Below are 17189 nucleotides of genomic sequence, written 5' to 3'. Positions count from 1 at the left end.
GTCCATAATGCCGTGTGACTCCTGACGAGTTGGTGCGGGCCGCTGTCGATGTCGCCGAGGAAGGCATGGCGGTCGCGTCCCCATCCGGTACGGCTGGCGGTCAACCTGGAACCCTGCCTGATGTGCATCGGGGCGGCGATGGCGCTGAAGGTTACCGAGGTCCACTACGGTCTGGAGTCCCCGGCCGACGGTGGTGCGGCGGTGGCCGCTGCCTGGCCGGCCAACCCCGATCTCCCCTGGTACGTCGCTCCGGTCATCACCGGCGGCCACCACCGGGACCTGGTGCGGGACCAGTTCCGCCGTTACTGTGACCGTGCTCCGGAGTCAGGGTTTCGGCGTTGGGCTCAGACCCTGGTCGGCGATCAGCCGGGTTACCAGGGGACGTAGCGCCACCGAACGCGCTCGGCGCCATGCCGCGATGCCGGGCATGACGGTGTCCGGGATGGTCGCGGCCTTGATGCACCACATGCCGGCCAGCCCGACGACGAACCGGGACGCCTCGGGTGGCAGGGTCCGCAGCAGCCGGTAGGCGCGATCGGTCGCCGTCTGCGGGCCGAGGACGTGGCCGGTGCCGACGATGTCCGCCGCGAGCTGGGCCAGGTCGATCCACGGGGCTCCGACGGAGGCGTACGCCCAGTCCAGGAGCAGCGCCGAACCGGTTTTCGCGTCGACTGTGGTGTTGTCGAGGCGGATGTCCCGGTGCACCAGGAACTCACCGGCCGTCCACTGCTCCCACCCGTCCACGACGGCGGCCGCCGGTTTCGAGTGGGCGATCTCCCACTCGTCGGCCTGGCCGGTGGCGAGCAGTCTGGTCCAGCCGTCGAAGTCGAAAACCCGCTCGACAACCGGAGGGAGAGCACCCAGAGGGAGAACGGCCGAAGGGAGAGCAGCCGGGCTGAGAGCGGCCGGTATTCGGTGTCGGTTGGCGGTTCGGCAGGCTTCGGTGACGGCCTCGATCGAGGCGTCGGTCCAGGTCGCCCCGGTGGTGCCGTCGGCCCAGGTGGTGGCCAGTGCGATCCACGGTCCGTGTTCGACGGTGGCGAGCCGTTCCGGTGCTCGCACCGAGGTGGGCAGTACTGCCAGGACCTCGGACTCCTGCGCGATCATCCGGTGGTTGTGGGCCCGGACCTCGGCGGACACCGCCTTGACGAAGATCCGCCGCCCGTCCGCCAGCCGCAGACTCACGGCCGGCCCTGGCGACATCCCGCCATGCAGATCGGTGTGCTCCACGATCGCGCTGCCCAGCGCTGCGGCGACAGCGTCCCGCACGGCTTCCGGCGTGTCGGCCCACGCGGCCCGAGGGGTGAACGTCATCGGCCGGCAGTGACGGCGGCCTCGATGCGCAGGCCCACCCCGATGAGGACCAGCAGCCCGGCCAGGACCGGTGCGCCCGTGAAGGAGAGGAGCAGGCCGACGGCGATGGTCATGGTTCCGACGATCCGGCTGGTCTGGGTGCGGCGCTCGTTCTTGGACATCGGCTGCATACGGGTCATCTTCCCCTCCCGGGGTCAACTGGGGCGGGACTTCCCGGGGCAGGTGGAGCAGGGCGACGGAACCACGCGGCCATGGCCGGGGCGGAGGCGGTCAAGGCCAGTGCCAGGAGGGTGATCACCGCCTGGCCGATGCGGCCGGCCGTGATGCCGGTGGCCGGGTCCAGGACGTAGTTGGCGTAGGCGTTGGCGGCGGCATCGGTGAGCAGGACCGCGCATCCCAGGTACAGGCCGGACACCCGGCGCATCGCCAGCAGCACCGCGGACAGCGGATCGAACACCACCAGGCTGGTGAAGTACACGGTCAGCCAGGTCGGCCCGGACAGTGCGGGCCGCAGACCCAGCAGGTCCGCGACATGGACGATGGTGCCGTACGCGAAGACCACCACAGCCGTGACCACCACGAACCGGATCCGCCGCTCGCCGGTAGTCATCGCGTCTCACGCAAGACCGACCGGCACCGGTCCCGCAGCTGCTCGTCGTCGGTGACCTGGCTGGACGACCAGGAACCGGGACGGACGTTGAACCGCTGGTGCGCCGCGAGTTCGGCGTGCAACAGCGGTTCCAGAGCGGCGGCCAGCGGTCCGGTGGCCGCCGCGGCGATCGCCGGCCGGGTGAGCGGGTTGCCGTGCCAGCCGCCGGTCAGCACCGGCACGGTCCGGTCGGTGTCTCCGGTGATGTGCCACAGGGCGAGAGCGGCCAGGACCGGCGTCCACCAGTGCCCCTCCGGTGGGGCGCCGAGATGGGTCACCACCAGCGGGGCGACCGCGGCCGCCGCCGGGCCCATCGCGGCCAGCTCCTCGAACGCGGTGCGAGAGCCTGGGCCGTCCAGGTGGGCGGCCAGCAGTCCCGCGGCATCCGGCGCGCGGTCGATGCGCCACAGCGCCCCGGCCGCGGCGGCAGCCAGCCGCGGATCGTCGGCGGACACGGCCCGTCGCAGAGCGGGAACGGCTTCCGCGGCGGCGGGCCCGATCCGGCCGAGTGTCGTCGCGGACCACTCCCGCATCGGGGCGGCGAGCAGCCGGGGAACGGCCGGGGCGGCGTCCGCGCCGAACGCCCGCAGTGCCCCGTGGAACGCGTACCACTCGGTGGGTTCCCGCTCCCCCTCCGCGAGCACCGGGAGATGCGGCAGGATCGCGGCGGTGATCCGGGCCCCGTGCCCGGGATATCGGGCGAGCCGGTACCCGGTGTCCTTCGGCCGCTGCGGCAGTGTCAGCGCGGTCAGCAGCAGGGGAAGGGCCCGCTCGTCACCGAGCCCGGCGAGGATCTCCAGGTAGGGGTGCAGGGTGGAGCGGAGGGCCCAGTCCGGCAGACCGTCACGCCACGGGCGGGCGTCGATGGAGGCCAGCCGGCCGGCGACGGTGTCCGCGGCGGGCGCGGCCACCGGCCCCCAGTGCTTCAGCATGCGGGCCGCCTGCCCGGCCAGTTGCCGGGACCGGTCCAGGAACCCGGCGATGACGGCGACCGTGTCCCGGTAGTCGCCACGCCAGCTGTCGATCATCTTGTTGGCGGCGTAGAGCGCGTCCCCGGCAAGGTCGTCGTGGGCCGAGGCGAGCAGCGGCGTGAGGATCGTGATGCGTTCGGGCACGCGTGAGCCGAGCGGATCGGTCAGGTCTTCGATCCGGCGGGCGCAGTGCGGGGCCCGGCGTCCTTCGTCGCGTTCCTCCGCCAGCACCCGCAGCGACCCGATCAGTGTGTCGGTCTGGAATCCACCCGGTTCGGCGGCCGGCCCTTCCTCGGCGTAGGCACGTTCGATGAGGGCGGTGACGCCGTCGAGGGGAACCCGGTGCGGGCGAGCTCGGGTCACGGCGATCAGCGCGGCGAGCGCCATGGACGCCCGCTCCGACTCGGCCAGTTCGAGGAGCCGCCCGACAGTGCCGTCGTCGAGTGGCAGACCCCCAAGGGCGTCGAGCAAACCCATTTTCGCCGGTACGTCCACCTCGGTCCCGTGAAGACGAAGCAGCAGCTCCGGCAGATCGGGGATCGCCGGACCCAACGCGACGAGGAGTTTCGGCGCAGCCGCACGCACCAGCGGCGAGGGGTCGTCGGCGAGCCGGAGCAGGCGTGGTGCGGCGGCCGTCACCAGCACATGAGCCCGGGAGGCCTGCCGGCACATCTCGGCGTCGTCCTCGTCCCGATCGGGATCGTCAGGCCATTCCCCGATCTCCGCGATGCTGGCGAGCAGCTCCACGATGCCGTCCCGCCCAGGCAGTTCCGGTGTGGTCAGCGCCTCGATCAGGTAGGGCACCGCCGCGACGGTGGAGTCGTAGATGTCGCCCTGGTGGTGCACCGCCCCGTACATGGCGTCCAGTGCCACCTCGCGTACCGCCGGATCCGGATCGGCCAGCCCGCGAACCCAGCCGGGCACGTCTTCCGCCGTCCCGTAGGCGTGGCGCAACGATCCCCAGTCGATGTCGTCGAGCCCCGCGAACATGGGCATCAGCGCAGGCTGTAGAGGGTCAGGGCGGCCAGGGACGGGGCGTCGACGATGTCACCCGAACGGATCAGGCCGGTGATCTCGGCGTCGGTGAACCGGCGGTGGATCATGTCCTGTTCGGTCACCTCCCGGGCCGGGTCGCCGGTGGACAGTTCGGTGGCCAGGTAGACGTCGAACCCCTGGGTGCAGTAGCCGTACGCCTCGTACAGGTGACCGAGATGAGTCATCGAACCGGCGCGCAGGCCGGTCTCCTCGGCCAGCTCCTGACGGGCCAGGGCCAGCTGATCGCCTGTCGTTCCGGTGCCCCAGCTGCCCTGTGGGAACTCCCAGGCGCGCCGGCCGACCGGGTATCGGAACTGCTCGACCAGCCAGAAGCCCTGTTCCCAGCGGGGCAGGACCAGGGCGAAGTCGGGTTTCTCGACGACACCGTAGATCCCGGGGCTGCCGTCGGGGCGGCGGACCTGGTCCTCCCGAACCGTCATCCACGGGTTTTCGTAGACGACCCGGGTGCTCACCTGTTCCACGGTTCTCCCTATCCGAGGGTCAGCGGCCGGAGTCCGGCTTCGGTCATCTGCTGCGACTGTGCGGTGGTCACCGGGGCACGGCCGGTGGCGCGGCGCAGGATCGTCTCCGGTGGCCAGTCCAGGTCGGGGCGGCCGGTGCCGAACAGCAGTTCCAGTACGGCGGACGACGCCTGCGGGGTGAGCCAAGCCGGGCGGCCGAGGGCGTCGGCGACGTCCAGGCCGTGCACGGCCAGTTCGACGACGCGGGTGGTCAGGAAGTCGGTGAGCAGCATGTGGTCGCCGTACCGGGTGGTCACCAGGCGACTCGGGGCGCAGCCGTCGACGGCGTGCAGCATCGCCGTCACGGTCCGGCGGAACGATGCCGGGGAGACCGCGCGGGCCTGCCCCGTGCGTACCCGCAGATCGTTGGCGGCCTGGCTGAAACGCTCGTCCGGGCGGTAGTAGCCGGTCGCCGTGGTGTCCGGTGCCGGAGGCGCCGGTGCGGCGATCATGTCGGGCACCCGGCTCAGGACGGTGATGACGTGCCCGGTCAGACCGCGGACCGTCCACGGTGTGCAGCGGGTCGGCAGGTCCCAGTGGGCGTCGGTCAGCGTGTCCAGGGCGGCGCCGAACGCCGCGGTCTCGGTGTGCAGGGCGTTCATCCGAACCACCGGACCGCCTGGCCGTGGCCCTTCGCCCAGGCCAGTGGGCGGCCGTCGAGGGTGACGACGTTGTGCAGGGTGTCGTCCCAGGCCGGGGGCAGGGTGTCGGCGGGTGCCACCGCGCCGGGCAGGTCGACGGAGATCCAGTGGCCGGGCAGGGTGCCGACGAGGTCGATGAACGCGGCCCGCCGGTCGTCCGGGACCTGGTAGAGCACCGAGGTCAGGAAGACGACGAGGGTGGCGCCGGGTGGGGCTTTCGCGGCCAGGGCGGCGAGGTCGTCGACCAGGTCACCGGCGATCAGTTCGGGTGGGTCGGCGGCGGCGATCGCGGCGGCGGCTCGGAGCCGGTCGCGGCGGTGCTGGTGTTCGGGCCAGATCAGGGCGTCCAGCCAGGCGATGTCGGCCGGGTCGGTGACGCGCAGCGGGTTCAGGTCGATGCCGGCGCGCCACACCACCTCGGGCAGCCGGGTGGGTGGTTCGGTGCCGGTCAGGTCGCAGTCCAGGACCGGGCCGCCGGTGCCCAGGGTGTGGTCGCCGTAGCGGTAGGAGTACCGGTCGGGATAGAGGCCCAGCCCGGCGGACGCGCCGACCTCCAGCAGGGCGAGGGGTTGCGGCAGATCGGCCAGTACGGGTAACAGCACCGCACATCGCCCGGCCTCGTTGGTCTGGGTGGCCCGGACCAGTAGTTCCGCCTCGATCGCCGGCCAGTTCGCGACCGTGAAGTCGTGGAACGCGCCCACGTCGCCGACCGGGCCGCCGAGCAGCCGGACCACCCCGAACAGCAGGTTCGGCTGCCGTTTCGCGACCGGCACCCGCTCCAGCAGCTCATGTATGACGGTGTCCCCGGCGACCGCCGCCGCCAGCCGTTCGTAGGTCGGAGACACCCCTCGGGCCTCACGGGTGGCGAAGTCGGCGTACAGCTCAGCGGTCGTCACCCGGGGATCTTTGCACAAACGGTCAACGTATTCGTACCTGCAAGAAATCAGCCCAGGTCTCGCCTGCGGTGAGGTGGCCGGGGACCAGGTGGGCGCCGGCGCGGAAGGCCCGGAAGGCCGCGCCGGGCAGCCGGACCGCAACCAGCCGTCGTGTGCTGCCGGTGGCGTCGAGGTAGTCGCGGAACAGATCAGGGGCCTGCAGCACCTGCGGACCACCGAGGTCGGGCAGCCGGCCGGATACCGGCGCGGCGAGCGCTGCGGCGATGCGGGCGGCCACGTCCCGGGTGGCGATCGGCTGCACCGCGACATCGGGGGCGGGGACGATCGGCAGGCGCGTGGCGAGCCGGGCCCCGCCGAGGACGAAGTCGTGGAACTGGGTGGCCCGCAGGACACCGCCGCCGTAGTCCCGGACCAGTTGTTCGGCGCGCAGTTTCACGCGGTAGTAGGGGTAGGGGATCGTGTCGACGCCGACGATCGAGACGAACAGGACGTACGGGTGGCCGGCTCGGGTGGCGGCGTTCAGCAGGTTGCGGGTGCCCGTCACGTCGCCGCGGCCCATCCGGCGGGTGTCGCTGGCGCAGTGCACGACCGCGTCCACCCCGCGTAACGCCGTGTCGAGGCCGTTGCCGCTGGTCAGGTCGGCGCGGAAGTCCTGTCCGGGGTTGCGGCTGAGACCGCGGACGTCGTGGCCGTGGGTGCGCAGGAGTGCGGCGACGGGCCGGCCGAGGGTGCCGGTCGCGCCGGTGAGCAGGATGGTCTTCATACGATCGGGGACGACATGGCACGGCCGGATGTGACGGGGCGTTGCCGAGCGTGTTGCTCGCCGCCGTCGCACCGGCTCGAAAGGTCATTCCGTCATGCTTGAAACCCACTATCTCGAGGTCCTGCACGCATTGCGAGCCGCCACGCCGCTGATGATCGCTTGGCTGGCCGTGGTCGGTACCTTCCGGCTGCTGCGGGCGTTCACCGACGCCGCGTTGGGGATCACCACCGGCCTGGTCACGGCGTTCGTGGTCATCAGATTCCTCCGTGGATACTTCGGCCTTCAGGCCGGAGAGGAAACGGACTTCTGCGGAGCAGGTCAGGGGTGGTCGATTCGCCGTCAAGGCGAACTCGGCGTTTATCCTCACACCGCTCACCGGATCAGTTTCGAACAAATGTGCTAATATGTGAAGCATGTCCACGCGCACGGTGAAGCGGGCTTTCAAGTTCCGTTTCCATCCGACTCCGGAGCAGGCTGACCTGCTGAATCGGACGTTCGGGTGTGTGCGCAAGGTTTACAACCTGGCGTTGCAGGCCCGCACCGAGGGCTGGTATCAGCGACAGGAGCGGGTCAACTACAACGCCACTTCGGCGATGCTGACGGTGTGGAAGAAGTCCGAGGAGCTGGCGTTCCTCAACGAGGTCTCCTCGGTTCCGCTCCAACAGTGCCTGCGGCACCTGCAAAACGCGTTCTCCGCGTTCTGGGAGAAGCGGGCCAGGTATCCGCAGTTCAAGTCCAAGCGCAGGTCGCGGGCTTCGGCCGAGTTCACGCCGTCCGCGTTTCGCTGGAAGAACGGCGAGCTGACCCTGGCGAAGATGTCCGCATCCCTGGACATCGTGTGGTCGAGGCTACTGCCCGAGGGGCAGTCGCCGTCCACGGTGACGGTGTCGCGGGATTCGGCAGGCCGCTGGTTCGTGTCCCTACTCTGCCAGGACACCATCGAACCCGGGCCGGCCACCACGGCGGCCGTCGGGATCGACGCCGGACTGAACCACCTGATCACCCTGTCCACCGGCGAGAAGATCGACAACCCCCGCTACGAACGCGCCGACCGCAAGCGGCTGGCCCGTGCGCAGCGGGAACTGGCCCGCAAGGACAAGGGCTCCAAGAATCGGGCCAAGGCCCGGGTCAAGGTCGCCCGCGTCCACGCCCGCATCGCCGACCGCCGCCGTGACACCCTGCACCAACTGACTACTCGACTCGTTCGCGAGAACCAAGTGATCGTGATCGAGGACTTGGCCGTGCGTAACATGGTCAGAAACCACCGCCTGGCCCGCGCCATCAGCGACGCGGCCTGGCGCGACTTCCGCTCCATGCTGACCCACAAGGCCGACTGGTATGGCCGGGACCTGATCGTGATCGACCGCTGGTACCCGTCCTCCAAACTCTGCTCGGCCTGCGGAGCCATCGCTGAGAAGATGCCGCTGAATGTCCGCACGTGGACCTGCCCCTGCGGGGCCGTCCACGACCGCGACGTCAACGCGGCACGCAATATTCTGGCCGCCGGGCTGGCGGTTGCTGCCTGTGGAGCTGGTGTCAGACCTCAACGGGGAAATCTCCGTCCGAGGCGACCGGCCGTGAAGCAGGAAACCCGGCGGGCGACCGCTGGAATCCCCGTCCTTTAGTTATCGCCGGTTTGATCTTTCCGTTCCATCATTCCTGCACTTCAAATTGTTGATGAGATCTAATCAATGAGATGAAGCCGGGGCCTCGCTTAGTCGTCGGACCCTCCTCGGCGCTGGAGTTCACGGCGAAGGGCGAGGTTTTCTCCGTGTGCCTGCTCCAGCGCTTTGCGGAGTTCGGTGACTTCTTGGCGGTGCTGCTTCTTCAGTCTCGTGACCTCCGCGGTGAGGGCCGTGACGATGTTGTTCTCGGTGTTCACTGCGGCCGGGACCGGGCGTGGGGTCGGGCGTTGGGTTTGCCGCTGGTGCTCAATCCTGGCCCGCAGGTCCGGGTTCTTGTAGAGAAAGTTCTGCGAGACTCCCGCCTCGCGCTGGACCGCCTGGAAGGTCACTTGGTCACCGCGCTTGATCAGCCTGCGTATGGCCGCCTCGGCGGCCTTGACCTTCGCCTGCGACTTGCGGCGGGCCGCGTCCGTGAGGTTGTCGATCCTCCGCTGCCGGGTGTCGCTCACGACCGCGCCTGCCGGTGCCGGATCGTGTCGATGGTGATGGGCGTCGGTCCAGAGGTGGGGCTGCCCGCCCCCTGGCAGGGCCGTCCTGGGTTGTCTCGCATCGCGGTCAGCAGTTTGGTCAGGGAGTCACGCTCGGCTGTGCGTTGCAGGAGCCACACGTTGTCAGCGGGCATCGGCCGACCGTGCCGGGCCTGAAAGGCGCTGGTCTGCCTTTCGATCAAAGCCTCGGATTCGTCGAGTTGACGCTGCAGCGTGTCCAGGTGGCTGGAGTCGGTGACGAACACCGAACACGTCAGGCAGGCGTTCCCCTTGTCGCAGGTCTGCAGCGGCGGTAGCAGGCAGTAGCCATGCGGAAGGAAGCGATCCGCCCGGTTGAACAACTGCATGCCGTCGTGGTCCTCGCGGGAGAACGTGACGGCGGTGCCGTCGGCCTTGAACTTCCTGGTGGCCAGGAACGCCTGCTCGGAATGTTCCTCGCGGCGGGCGACGTAGTGCATGGACATGGTGGGATTCGAGTGGCCGGCGTATCGCTGCAGGACGTGGACGGGCAGGCCCAGCTCGGCGAGGCGGGTGATCCGGGTGTGCCGGAACCGGTGGGTCTTGCTGAGCCGGACCGGGCGTCCCTTGCTGTCGGTGATGTTCACCTGCTCACTGAACTCGCGCAGGATGCGCCCATAGTTGGTGGCGCTGGAGTGCTTGGTGCCGTGGGCGTTGGCGTGTTGCTGAGGGAAAAGGTAGGAGGGCCGGGTGCCGGGGAAGCGGTCGCGGACCCACTGTTGTTGCTCCTCGACCACCGCGACGACCTCGGCGTCAACGAGGATCGTGTCCGGAGCCTGGTCGATCTTGCTCTGCGCGTAGCGGAACCGGGCGACCTGTTCCCCCTCGGCTGTCTCAATGGCCTTGCCAGTGGCGGGCGAGAGGCAGTCGAAGTCACACATGCAAATCTCGCTGGCACGGCGTCCGGTGAGGATCTGGAGGAGCAGCATCCTCATGGCCTGCGGGTTGTTCTGTCCCAGCGTCGGCAGCGCCGTCGTGATCTGCCCGAGGGTGTGATCATCGACGTAGTGCTCTTCATTGACCAGCGGTTTCGCTCCGCGGCTGCGGGTGATCTGCTTGCGCCAGACGGCAGGCTGGATCTCCGTCAAGTCGTCCCACGGGGAGGGGCCGAGGATGGTCCGGCACTCATCGCGGTTCTCGACGATGAATGCCATCATGTCGCTGACGGTCCGTATGCCGTCGTTGACCGCTCGCTGGCTGACTGATTGCCCCAAGGTTCGCGGGCGGTTGGCTGGATCGCTCAGCCAGCGCCGAAACGAGGATGCCAGGGCACCGGCCTTGACCGAATCTCTGGTCAGACTCGCGGGTTCCGCGGTGGTGGACAACCAGCGGTCGAACATCAGCAGGAACAGCATCGAGCCCCCGGTGATGGTCGACCAGGTCTTTGTCCCCGACTCCAGCATCGTGCCGGCGAACCACTTGATCGCATCACGGACCCAAGGAATCTCAGCCTTCCCGGGACTGCATCCTTCGGAGCGTCGCGGCTCCCGGTCTCTGACCGGGATGCGAGGGTCGCAACGGGGATGCCAGTTATCCAGCACCCACCACGGTCTGTCATTCAACCGGGCGATCAGCGCCATCTGCGGATAGCCGAACAGCACCCTGCCAAATCGGTCGGCGCTCTCCTGCGAGGGAAGGCGACCCCGGCGAGACTCGAAGGACGTCCGGTAGAGCCGCATGAAGGTGTCCTTGTCGAGCGCAGCCATCGAGGTCGGATGTTCCCTTCCCGACGTGATGGCCCATGCGAGTGCGGTCGCTGCCTGGTTGAAATCCGACACGGAGACTCCGATTCCGTCCCTGAACTGCCAGTGGGCCATCCACGCCAGTTCGGTCCGCAACCGCGGCGGCAGCCCTGCGAGACGGAGCGAGGCCGCTCGGCCTTTCTCAGTCCGGTCGTGCCAGCCGTCGATGCCAGGGCCGATCACCTCGCCTTGCCACTCGACCGGCAGATCCGCCAGCAGCCTGCCCAGCGCGTCGGTGGACGCCGGAGTGGGTGCGACGCGGAGGGCGTCAGATCGCATCGGTGGTCACCTTCCAGCCTTCGGTGTAGTTCTTCCAGTTCGCTGCCGCCCGCAGGGCTTCGTCTTCGGTCACCCAGCCGTAGAGATCCAGCGTGGTTTGGACGTGGGCGTGTCCAAGACGGCGAGACACGACCCAGTCAGCGGTGCCGCCCAACAGCAGAGCGGTGGCGTGGGTGTGCCGGAACCAGTGGGGCGTCCAGTCCGCGGGTCCGATGCCCTTGCGTTTCAGGGCGGCCACCTTGTCGCGGACGGTGCCCTCACGCAGCGCCGCGAGGTAGGGAGGCCGGTCCAGGTTGACGAACAGCGGGTCGCTCGGCTTGACGGGGAGGCCGAGGTCGGCGGCCCGCATGGCGAGCAGGGTGAGGTAGTCGGCGTAGAGGCGTTCGAGGTCGCTGCCGACGTAGACGCGACGGGGACGCAGCATCTTCACGCGGGCGTCGTTGGGGTTGTCCTCGCGCGGGATCACGTCGACCTGTGGCGTGCCGCCGCGGCCCATGACAAACTCGTTGATCCGCATGCCCAGGGCTTCACCGATGCGCATGCCGGTCTCGGCCAGCAAAGCGAAGAAGAATCGGTCCCGAAGGTTGCCGACCCATTCCCCGGTCGCCGCGTCATAGGTAGCGCAGCCATCGAGGATGGCCTGGACCTGCTGCGGCAGTAGAACCGGCGGCCGATCGCGGCGCTTGACGGTGCGGACCCGGACCAGGGACGACGGGCTGGGTTGGGTGCGGTTGTCCAGGTGGGACAGCAGTCCTCGGGCCGGTGCACGCCGCGGGGCCCCACGTAGGAGTTTGGCGGCCACGGGGACCTCGTGGACGGCGGCCTGCCAGCGGTAGAAGGAGATCAGCGCGGCGAGCCGAGTCTCCAACGTCTCCGGCGAAGGTGGGTCTTCCGGTGCGGTGATGGTGCGTTCGACGGTTCGGCCGTTCCGCAACCACGACAAGTACCCCGCGACGACGGGCACGCCGACCGCGTTCCACTTGCCGGTCTCGTCGCGCTGTTCGAGGAAGGTCCACCAGTGGGCCAGGCTCGTCGCGTACGAACGCACCGTGTTCGGTGACCACTCGGCCCGGTGGGACTCCAGCCATTCCTCAACTGGGGCCACGGTCTTGTAGCCCGAGTCGACCACGGTCCAGGTACGACGTCCCCCAGGTGGCCGAAGCGGCACGGTATAGGCCACGTCTCTCTCAACTCTCCTTGTTGATGAAGGACCGAGGATAGTTCTTCATCAACAAGGAGGATCAAGGAGGGTCGCCCACGCTGATTACATAGATTAGAGGTGGCAGGGCACCGTAGATAACTTTAGGGCGGGGAGGATGTCAACGGTTCCCTCAACCGCTGACGATTTGTACGATCGGCGGCGTGCTTGCCTATGTCGCGGGTGTCGTGTTGTTCGTCGTCGGGTTGTGCCTGTCGCTGTCGATCCACGAGGCCGGGCATCTGCTGACCGCCCGGATGTTCGGGTTGCGGGTGCGGCGCTACTTCGTCGGGCGCGGGCCGACCGTGTTCTCGTTCCGGCGCGGGCACACCGAGTACGGGCTGAAGGCACTGCCGATCGGCGGTTTCTGTGAGATCGCCGGGATGACCACCCTGGACGAGCTGACGCCCGAGGAGAACGAGCGGGCCATGTGGCGTCAGCCCTGGTGGAAACGGACCGTGGTGATGGCGGCCGGGCCGGTCACGCACGTGTTCCTGGCCGCGGCGATCCTCTACGGCATGGCGGTCAGCACCGGCCTGCCGAACCTGAACCCGGTCACCGAGCCGGTCGTCGCCTCCACCTCGTGTGTGGGCGCGACCTGCCCGGCCGCTGATGCGGGGCTGCTCGCCGGGGACCGGATCACCGCGGTCGGCGGGGCGGCCACTCCGCTCTGGACCGACGTGCTGGCGGCCGTGCGCGCGGCCGGTGGGCCCACCGCGGTGACCGTGCAGCGGGGTGGGCGGACGCTGACCCTGACGGTGGACGTGGCCCGGGTGACCCGTGAGGGTGCGCAGGTCGGCATGATCGGTGCCACCGCGGCCACTCCCCCGGCGTACCTGCGGCACGGCCCGGTGGCGGCGGTCGGGGCGACCGTCGTGTTCACCGGTGATCTACTGCAGCGTTCCGCGGCCCAGCTGGTCGCGTTCCCGCAGCGGATCCCGGCGGTGATCGCGGCGATCGGTGGCGCCGAGCGGACCGCGGACACCCCGGTCAGCATGGTCGGTGCGAGCCGGCTCGGCGGTGAGGCGGCCGAGCGTGGGCTGTGGGAGGTTTTCCTGCTGCTGATGGCCAGCCTGAACCTGTTCATGGCGGTGTTCAACCTGCTGCCGCTGCTGCCGTTGGACGGCGGCCACATCATGATCGTCTGGTACGAGCGGCTGCGGGACACCGTCCGCCGGTTGCGGGGCCGGCCCGCCCTCGGCCCGGTCGACTTCACCCGGCTCTACCCGGTGACGATGGCGCTGGTCCTGATCGGCGGCGCGGTCATGCTGCTGACCATCACCGCCGACGTGGTGAACCCGCTCCGCCTGTCCTGACCCTCTACTGTGCCCCGCACGCTGCGGAAACGTAAAAATGTCAGGGGGTGGCAGTAGGTTCCGCATCGTGTTGGAGAAGCTTTCCGAAGTTCCCTGGGCCCGGCTGGGGCACGCCTACGGTTCGGCGGCCGACGTCCCCGATCAGATCCGCGCGCTGCGGTCCCCCGACATGGCGGTCCGCGACGCGGCCCGGCGGTCCCTCAACCACAACATCGTTCATTCGGGTACGAGGTATGAGGCCAGCGCCTTCGCCGTCCCGTTCCTGCTCGAACTGCTCGCCGACCCGGCCACCCCGGAGCGGGCCGATCTGCTGGCCCTGCTGACGTCCCTGGCGATCGGTGAGGACGAGTCGTGGCTGCCGGGCCCGTTCCCGGTGGCGTCCTATCGGGAGCAGGCCGCCGGTGGTGAGCCGATCCTGCGGGCGGCGCCCCTGCCGTCGTACGAGGACGACAGTGTTTTTCGTTATGTGGAGGCGCTCGACGATCGCGGGCGGGAGAGCATGTTCGCGTTCATCGAGTTGAGCGCGTACGACGCGGTCCGGGCCGGGGTGCCGCTCTTCCGTGACCTGTTGTCGGCCGCCGACCCGGGTCTGCGGGTCGCCGCCGCCTATGCGCTGGCCTGGTTCCCGGAGGAGGCGGCCGTGGTCGAGCGGGCGCTGACCGCGTCGGCCGCCGATCCGGATCCGGCGGTGGCCGCGACCGCGCTGGTGGCGCTGTTCCTGTCGGGTGGGCCCGGGGCGATCTTCCGGGAGGCGCTGGGTGACGGGCGGGCGCTGGTCCGGTGGGCGGCGGCGGTGACGGTGGCGGGTCTGGACGGGCCGGCGACCGGTCAGGCCGCGGTCGACGAGTTGCTGGGCTGGGCCGGGCGTGGCCGGGCCCGGTTCCCGGCGGTGCCGTTCCTCGGCGGTGACCTGTCCGGGTTGGCCGGGCTGGCGTTGCGGCGGCTCGGTGACACGCACGCGGGCGCGGCGTTCGAGACGTTGCTGGTGCGGATTCCGGCGGTGAGCGGTCCCGAGGCGCTGCCGGTGGTCGGTGAGGCGCTGCGCCGGGCGTTCCCGGCCGGCCCGGTCGGGTCGGCGGTGCGGTTCGCCGACCTGGACCAGTTGCAGCAGAAGCTGTTGCTGAAGCTGGCCGACTCCCCCACCACGTGGCAGTGGGGCGAGTCCGGGATCTTCGCCAACTTCACCCTGATGGTGAACGCGTACGGGCTGCCGCACAGTGTGGAGGACATGCGCAGTTTCGTCAGCCACTCCTGACGTTACGGGCCGTGTCCTGGCGCCCTCTCCCGCCGTTGAAGGTAGGAAAAATGCGGCTGGGAGAGGGTGCGCCATGGCGGATGATTCCGTCGGACTTTCCGCGGGTGCTGCCGGAGCGGGCTCACGGCGGCACCCGGCACAGAGGATCACCGACCACCGCTGGACGGTGATCAGCGGGGTGGCGACGGTGGCCGGTGTGCTGGTGGCCGTGTATTTCGGTTTCCGCCCGGCACCGCCGGCCGCGGTGTTCACCCCGGCGCCGACGGATCACCTGCCCTGTTGGCAGGGTGACGGCAATCCCGCCGGCATCGTCTGCGGCGACCACAACAACCTGGAGATCAACCGGGAGAGCCCGGCCGGCACCACCCGGGTGTTGCCCCGGATCACCGTCCCGGTCGACCGGGACGAGACGGACACCACCACGCGATGGCAGGCCTGGTCGCCGCGAGGGGGCCTTGCGGCCACGACTCGTGCGGCCGGAGACGAGACAACCACGGCGGTACGGGTCGTGACGACCGCCGTGCTCCCCCCGGAGAAGCAGCGGCCGGACCCGGCGCGGGCACCCGCGGGCCGACCGGTGGAGACCGGCGGTGTCACCGGATTCGTGAAGCCGGCGTTCTTCCTGGCCATCGAGCGGGGTGGACGGCTGGTGCGGGCGGCGAGCAAGGACGCCGCCGACCTCCGGCTCAAGTGGTGGTGGCTGACCCCGTTGAACGGGGCCGGAGTCGCCGCACCGGATCCGGTGCTGTCGTGCGCGCGGGCGCAGTTCCGCCCGGAGCAGGTCTCGGTGACGCCCCGTGCCGTCGACGATCTGTGCGTCCGGTCCCGCCGGGGTGAGGTCCACCGCCTGCGGGTGGTCCCCCGCCCGGACCTCGCCCGGACCTACCCGTTCACGGTGAGGCTGGTCGCGGGCTGAGCGTCACCGGCCGGGGTGCGCAGATCAGCGCCGACATCTGATTCCGTGCGTTCGGCATGCAGATCAAAGCCGGTCATTCAGCCGCCGGTCGCCTGACGACGCTGGCCGGCGACGGAACCGTCCCGGTGACCGGGCACCTCAACGTCCAGGGTCGCGACCGCGGCCACGCCATCGGCCTCTCACGCGCGGGTGGAGGACGGCTGTGGGCGGGACGGGTGGGCCGTCGTGGGGAGGACAGCGCTGTTCGACGGGCGTACCGACAAGGGGAGTTTGTTGACACTGACCATGATGAACGGGTTGCGGAACTCGGGTGGGGCGTCCGGGGTCAGGGCGATGTCGTCGTAGCGCTGCATCAGCAGGCGGAGTGCGATCTTCGCCTCCAGGCGGGCCAGCGGGGCGCCGAGGCAGAAGTGGATGCCGTGGCCGAAGGACAGGTGCGGGTTCGGTTTGCGGTGGATGTCGAAACTGTTCGGGTCGGTGAAGATCCGTGGGTCGCGGTTGGCGGCGGTCACCCACAGTTGCAGGATCGCGCCGGCGGGCAGGTCGGTGTCGCCGAGGCGGGCCGGGCGGGTGGTCAGCCGGGCCAGACGCGGGAACGGGGTGCGGAACCGGATGCTCTCCTCGATGGTGGCGGGCAGCAGGCCGGGGTCGGCACGGACCTCGGCGAAGGCGTCCGGGTTCTCGTCGAGGCCGACGATGGTGTTGCCGAGGGTGGCGGTGGTGGTGATGTGCCCGGCCAGCAGCAGCAGGCCGACAAAACCGATGATCTGCTGGTCGTCGAGGCGTTCGCCGTCGACCTCGGCGGTGGTCAGCCGGGTGGTCAGGTCGTCGCCGGGGTGCGCGCGGCGGGACCTGATGTAGTCCAGCAGGTAGCTGTTCATCTCCCGGATCGTGGGCGCGACCCGGGCCATGCTCTTCTGGCCGGCCTCCAGGATCGAGTCCTCGGGGTCGATGGCGGTCTGGTCGAACAGGACGTCGGCCCAGCGCCGGAAGATGCCGCGGTCGGCGGTGGGGATGCCGAGCAGCTCGGCGATCACGATGATCGGCAGCGGGTACGCCAGGGCCTCGATCAGGTCGATGCGGTCGTGGCCGTCGACGGCGTCGAGCAGTTCGGTGGTGACCTCGGCGATGCGGGGTTCGAGACCGGCGACGACGCGCGGGGTGAAGGCCTGGCTGACGATGCCGCGCAGTTTGCGGTGGCGCGGCGGGTCCATCCGTACAAAATTGCCCTGCTGGAAGGTCGTGAAGTCGTCCTGCACCGGCATGATCTCCGACATGTCGGAGGAGTAGGTGCCCGGGTCGGCCAGGATCTCGCTGACCTCGGGGTGGCCGACGACCTGCCAGACGCCCTGTCCGGCGTCGTGGTGGACCGGGCCGTGGGTGCGGGCTTCTTCCAGCCAGTCGAGGAACTCCGCGAGTGTGCTCATGCCGACTCCCGAGATGATCAAATCGGGTGCAACAACCACAATCCACGCTAGCCCCGCCCCCACGGCGGGTCAAAC

General features: G+C 69.6%; 17 protein-coding genes. 5 read left to right on the top strand and 12 right to left on the bottom strand.

Features of this window, described 5'->3' with window-relative positions:
- Positions 1-324: 324 nt before the first annotated feature.
- Genes Aco03nite_RS43985 through Aco03nite_RS43950 form a run of 8 tightly spaced genes read right to left on the bottom strand, consistent with a single transcriptional unit; the run spans position 325 to position 6790 of the window.
- On the bottom strand, positions 325-1314 hold the full coding sequence (locus Aco03nite_RS43985) for a phosphotransferase family protein (protein ID WP_203807486.1): 990 nt from the start codon (positions 1312-1314) through the stop codon (positions 325-327).
- On the bottom strand, positions 1311-1493 hold the full coding sequence (locus Aco03nite_RS43980) for a hypothetical protein (protein WP_203807484.1): 183 nt from the start codon (positions 1491-1493) through the stop codon (positions 1311-1313). The genes Aco03nite_RS43985 and Aco03nite_RS43980 overlap by 4 nt, the downstream gene beginning before the upstream one ends.
- Entirely contained in the window at positions 1490-1924 is a 435-nt protein-coding gene (locus tag Aco03nite_RS43975; protein WP_203807482.1) for a hypothetical protein, read from the bottom strand. The genes Aco03nite_RS43980 and Aco03nite_RS43975 overlap by 4 nt, the downstream gene beginning before the upstream one ends.
- The gene (locus tag Aco03nite_RS43970) at positions 1921-3930 is read right to left on the bottom strand and encodes a hypothetical protein (RefSeq protein WP_203807480.1); all 2010 of its coding nucleotides are present in this window, start codon (positions 3928-3930) and stop codon (positions 1921-1923) included. The genes Aco03nite_RS43975 and Aco03nite_RS43970 overlap by 4 nt, the downstream gene beginning before the upstream one ends.
- Complete coding sequence (locus Aco03nite_RS43965; RefSeq protein WP_239145934.1) at positions 3930-4451, bottom strand: NUDIX domain-containing protein; 522 nt, start codon at positions 4449-4451, stop codon at positions 3930-3932. The genes Aco03nite_RS43970 and Aco03nite_RS43965 overlap by 1 nt, the downstream gene beginning before the upstream one ends.
- Positions 4452-4459: 8 nt before the next feature.
- Positions 4460-5092: a maleylpyruvate isomerase family mycothiol-dependent enzyme gene (locus Aco03nite_RS43960; protein ID WP_203807478.1), complete on the bottom strand. Its 633-nt coding sequence runs from the start codon at positions 5090-5092 to the stop codon at positions 4460-4462.
- Positions 5089-6027, bottom strand: coding sequence for a DUF2332 domain-containing protein (locus Aco03nite_RS43955; RefSeq protein ID WP_203807476.1), 939 nt, complete (start codon positions 6025-6027; stop codon positions 5089-5091). The genes Aco03nite_RS43960 and Aco03nite_RS43955 overlap by 4 nt, the downstream gene beginning before the upstream one ends.
- 22 nt (positions 6028-6049) lie before the next feature.
- Complete coding sequence (locus tag Aco03nite_RS43950) at positions 6050-6790, bottom strand: SDR family oxidoreductase (RefSeq protein WP_203807474.1); 741 nt, start codon at positions 6788-6790, stop codon at positions 6050-6052.
- A 94-nt stretch (positions 6791-6884) separates the two neighbouring features.
- Between Aco03nite_RS43950 and Aco03nite_RS43945 the strand changes: the two genes are divergently transcribed.
- Together Aco03nite_RS43945 and Aco03nite_RS43940 are read left to right on the top strand one after the other, a co-directional pair.
- Positions 6885-7193, top strand: coding sequence for a hypothetical protein (locus tag Aco03nite_RS43945; protein WP_203807472.1), 309 nt, complete (start codon positions 6885-6887; stop codon positions 7191-7193).
- 10 nt (positions 7194-7203) lie between these two features.
- Complete coding sequence (locus Aco03nite_RS43940; protein WP_203807470.1) at positions 7204-8415, top strand: RNA-guided endonuclease InsQ/TnpB family protein; 1212 nt, start codon at positions 7204-7206, stop codon at positions 8413-8415.
- Between the two features lie 89 nt (positions 8416-8504).
- Here the strand turns inward: Aco03nite_RS43940 and Aco03nite_RS43935 are convergent, their stop codons facing one another.
- From Aco03nite_RS43935 to Aco03nite_RS43925, 3 genes are read right to left on the bottom strand one after another with little or no spacing between them, the layout of a single operon-like run.
- Positions 8505-8924, bottom strand: a complete 420-nt coding sequence (locus Aco03nite_RS43935; protein ID WP_203807468.1) for a DUF6262 family protein — start codon at positions 8922-8924, stop codon at positions 8505-8507.
- Positions 8921-11002 carry a tyrosine-type recombinase/integrase gene (locus Aco03nite_RS43930; RefSeq protein WP_203807466.1) on the bottom strand — a complete coding sequence of 694 codons (2082 nt, stop codon included), beginning with the start codon at positions 11000-11002 and terminating at the stop codon, positions 8921-8923. The genes Aco03nite_RS43935 and Aco03nite_RS43930 overlap by 4 nt, the downstream gene beginning before the upstream one ends.
- The gene (locus tag Aco03nite_RS43925) at positions 10992-12182 is read right to left on the bottom strand and encodes a tyrosine-type recombinase/integrase (RefSeq protein WP_203807464.1); all 1191 of its coding nucleotides are present in this window, start codon (positions 12180-12182) and stop codon (positions 10992-10994) included. Before Aco03nite_RS43925 ends, Aco03nite_RS43930 begins: the two co-directional genes overlap by 11 nt.
- 182 nt (positions 12183-12364) lie before the next feature.
- Between Aco03nite_RS43925 and Aco03nite_RS43920 the strand changes: the two genes are divergently transcribed.
- From Aco03nite_RS43920 to Aco03nite_RS43910, 3 genes are all read left to right on the top strand, one after another.
- The gene (locus Aco03nite_RS43920) at positions 12365-13516 is read left to right on the top strand and encodes a M50 family metallopeptidase (protein ID WP_203807462.1); all 1152 of its coding nucleotides are present in this window, start codon (positions 12365-12367) and stop codon (positions 13514-13516) included.
- A 67-nt stretch (positions 13517-13583) separates the two neighbouring features.
- A complete protein-coding gene (locus Aco03nite_RS43915) occupies positions 13584-14771 on the top strand; it encodes a hypothetical protein (protein ID WP_203807460.1) in 1188 nt (395 codons plus the stop codon).
- 73 nt (positions 14772-14844) lie between these two features.
- Complete coding sequence (locus Aco03nite_RS43910; protein WP_203807458.1) at positions 14845-15687, top strand: hypothetical protein; 843 nt, start codon at positions 14845-14847, stop codon at positions 15685-15687.
- Between the two features lie 179 nt (positions 15688-15866).
- On the opposite strand, the gene Aco03nite_RS43905 is transcribed toward Aco03nite_RS43910, so the two are convergent.
- Positions 15867-17114 (bottom strand): cytochrome P450, encoded by a 1248-nt coding sequence (locus tag Aco03nite_RS43905; protein ID WP_203807456.1) that lies wholly within the window; start codon positions 17112-17114, stop codon positions 15867-15869.
- Between the last annotated feature and the right edge of the window lie 75 nt (positions 17115-17189).

The organism is Actinoplanes couchii, from assembly GCF_016862075.1.
GTDB classification, from domain to species: Bacteria; Actinomycetota; Actinomycetes; order Mycobacteriales; family Micromonosporaceae; genus Actinoplanes; species Actinoplanes couchii.
Note: the sequence above shows the minus strand (reverse complement) of the source record. Positions and strands in the feature narration are given on the sequence as shown.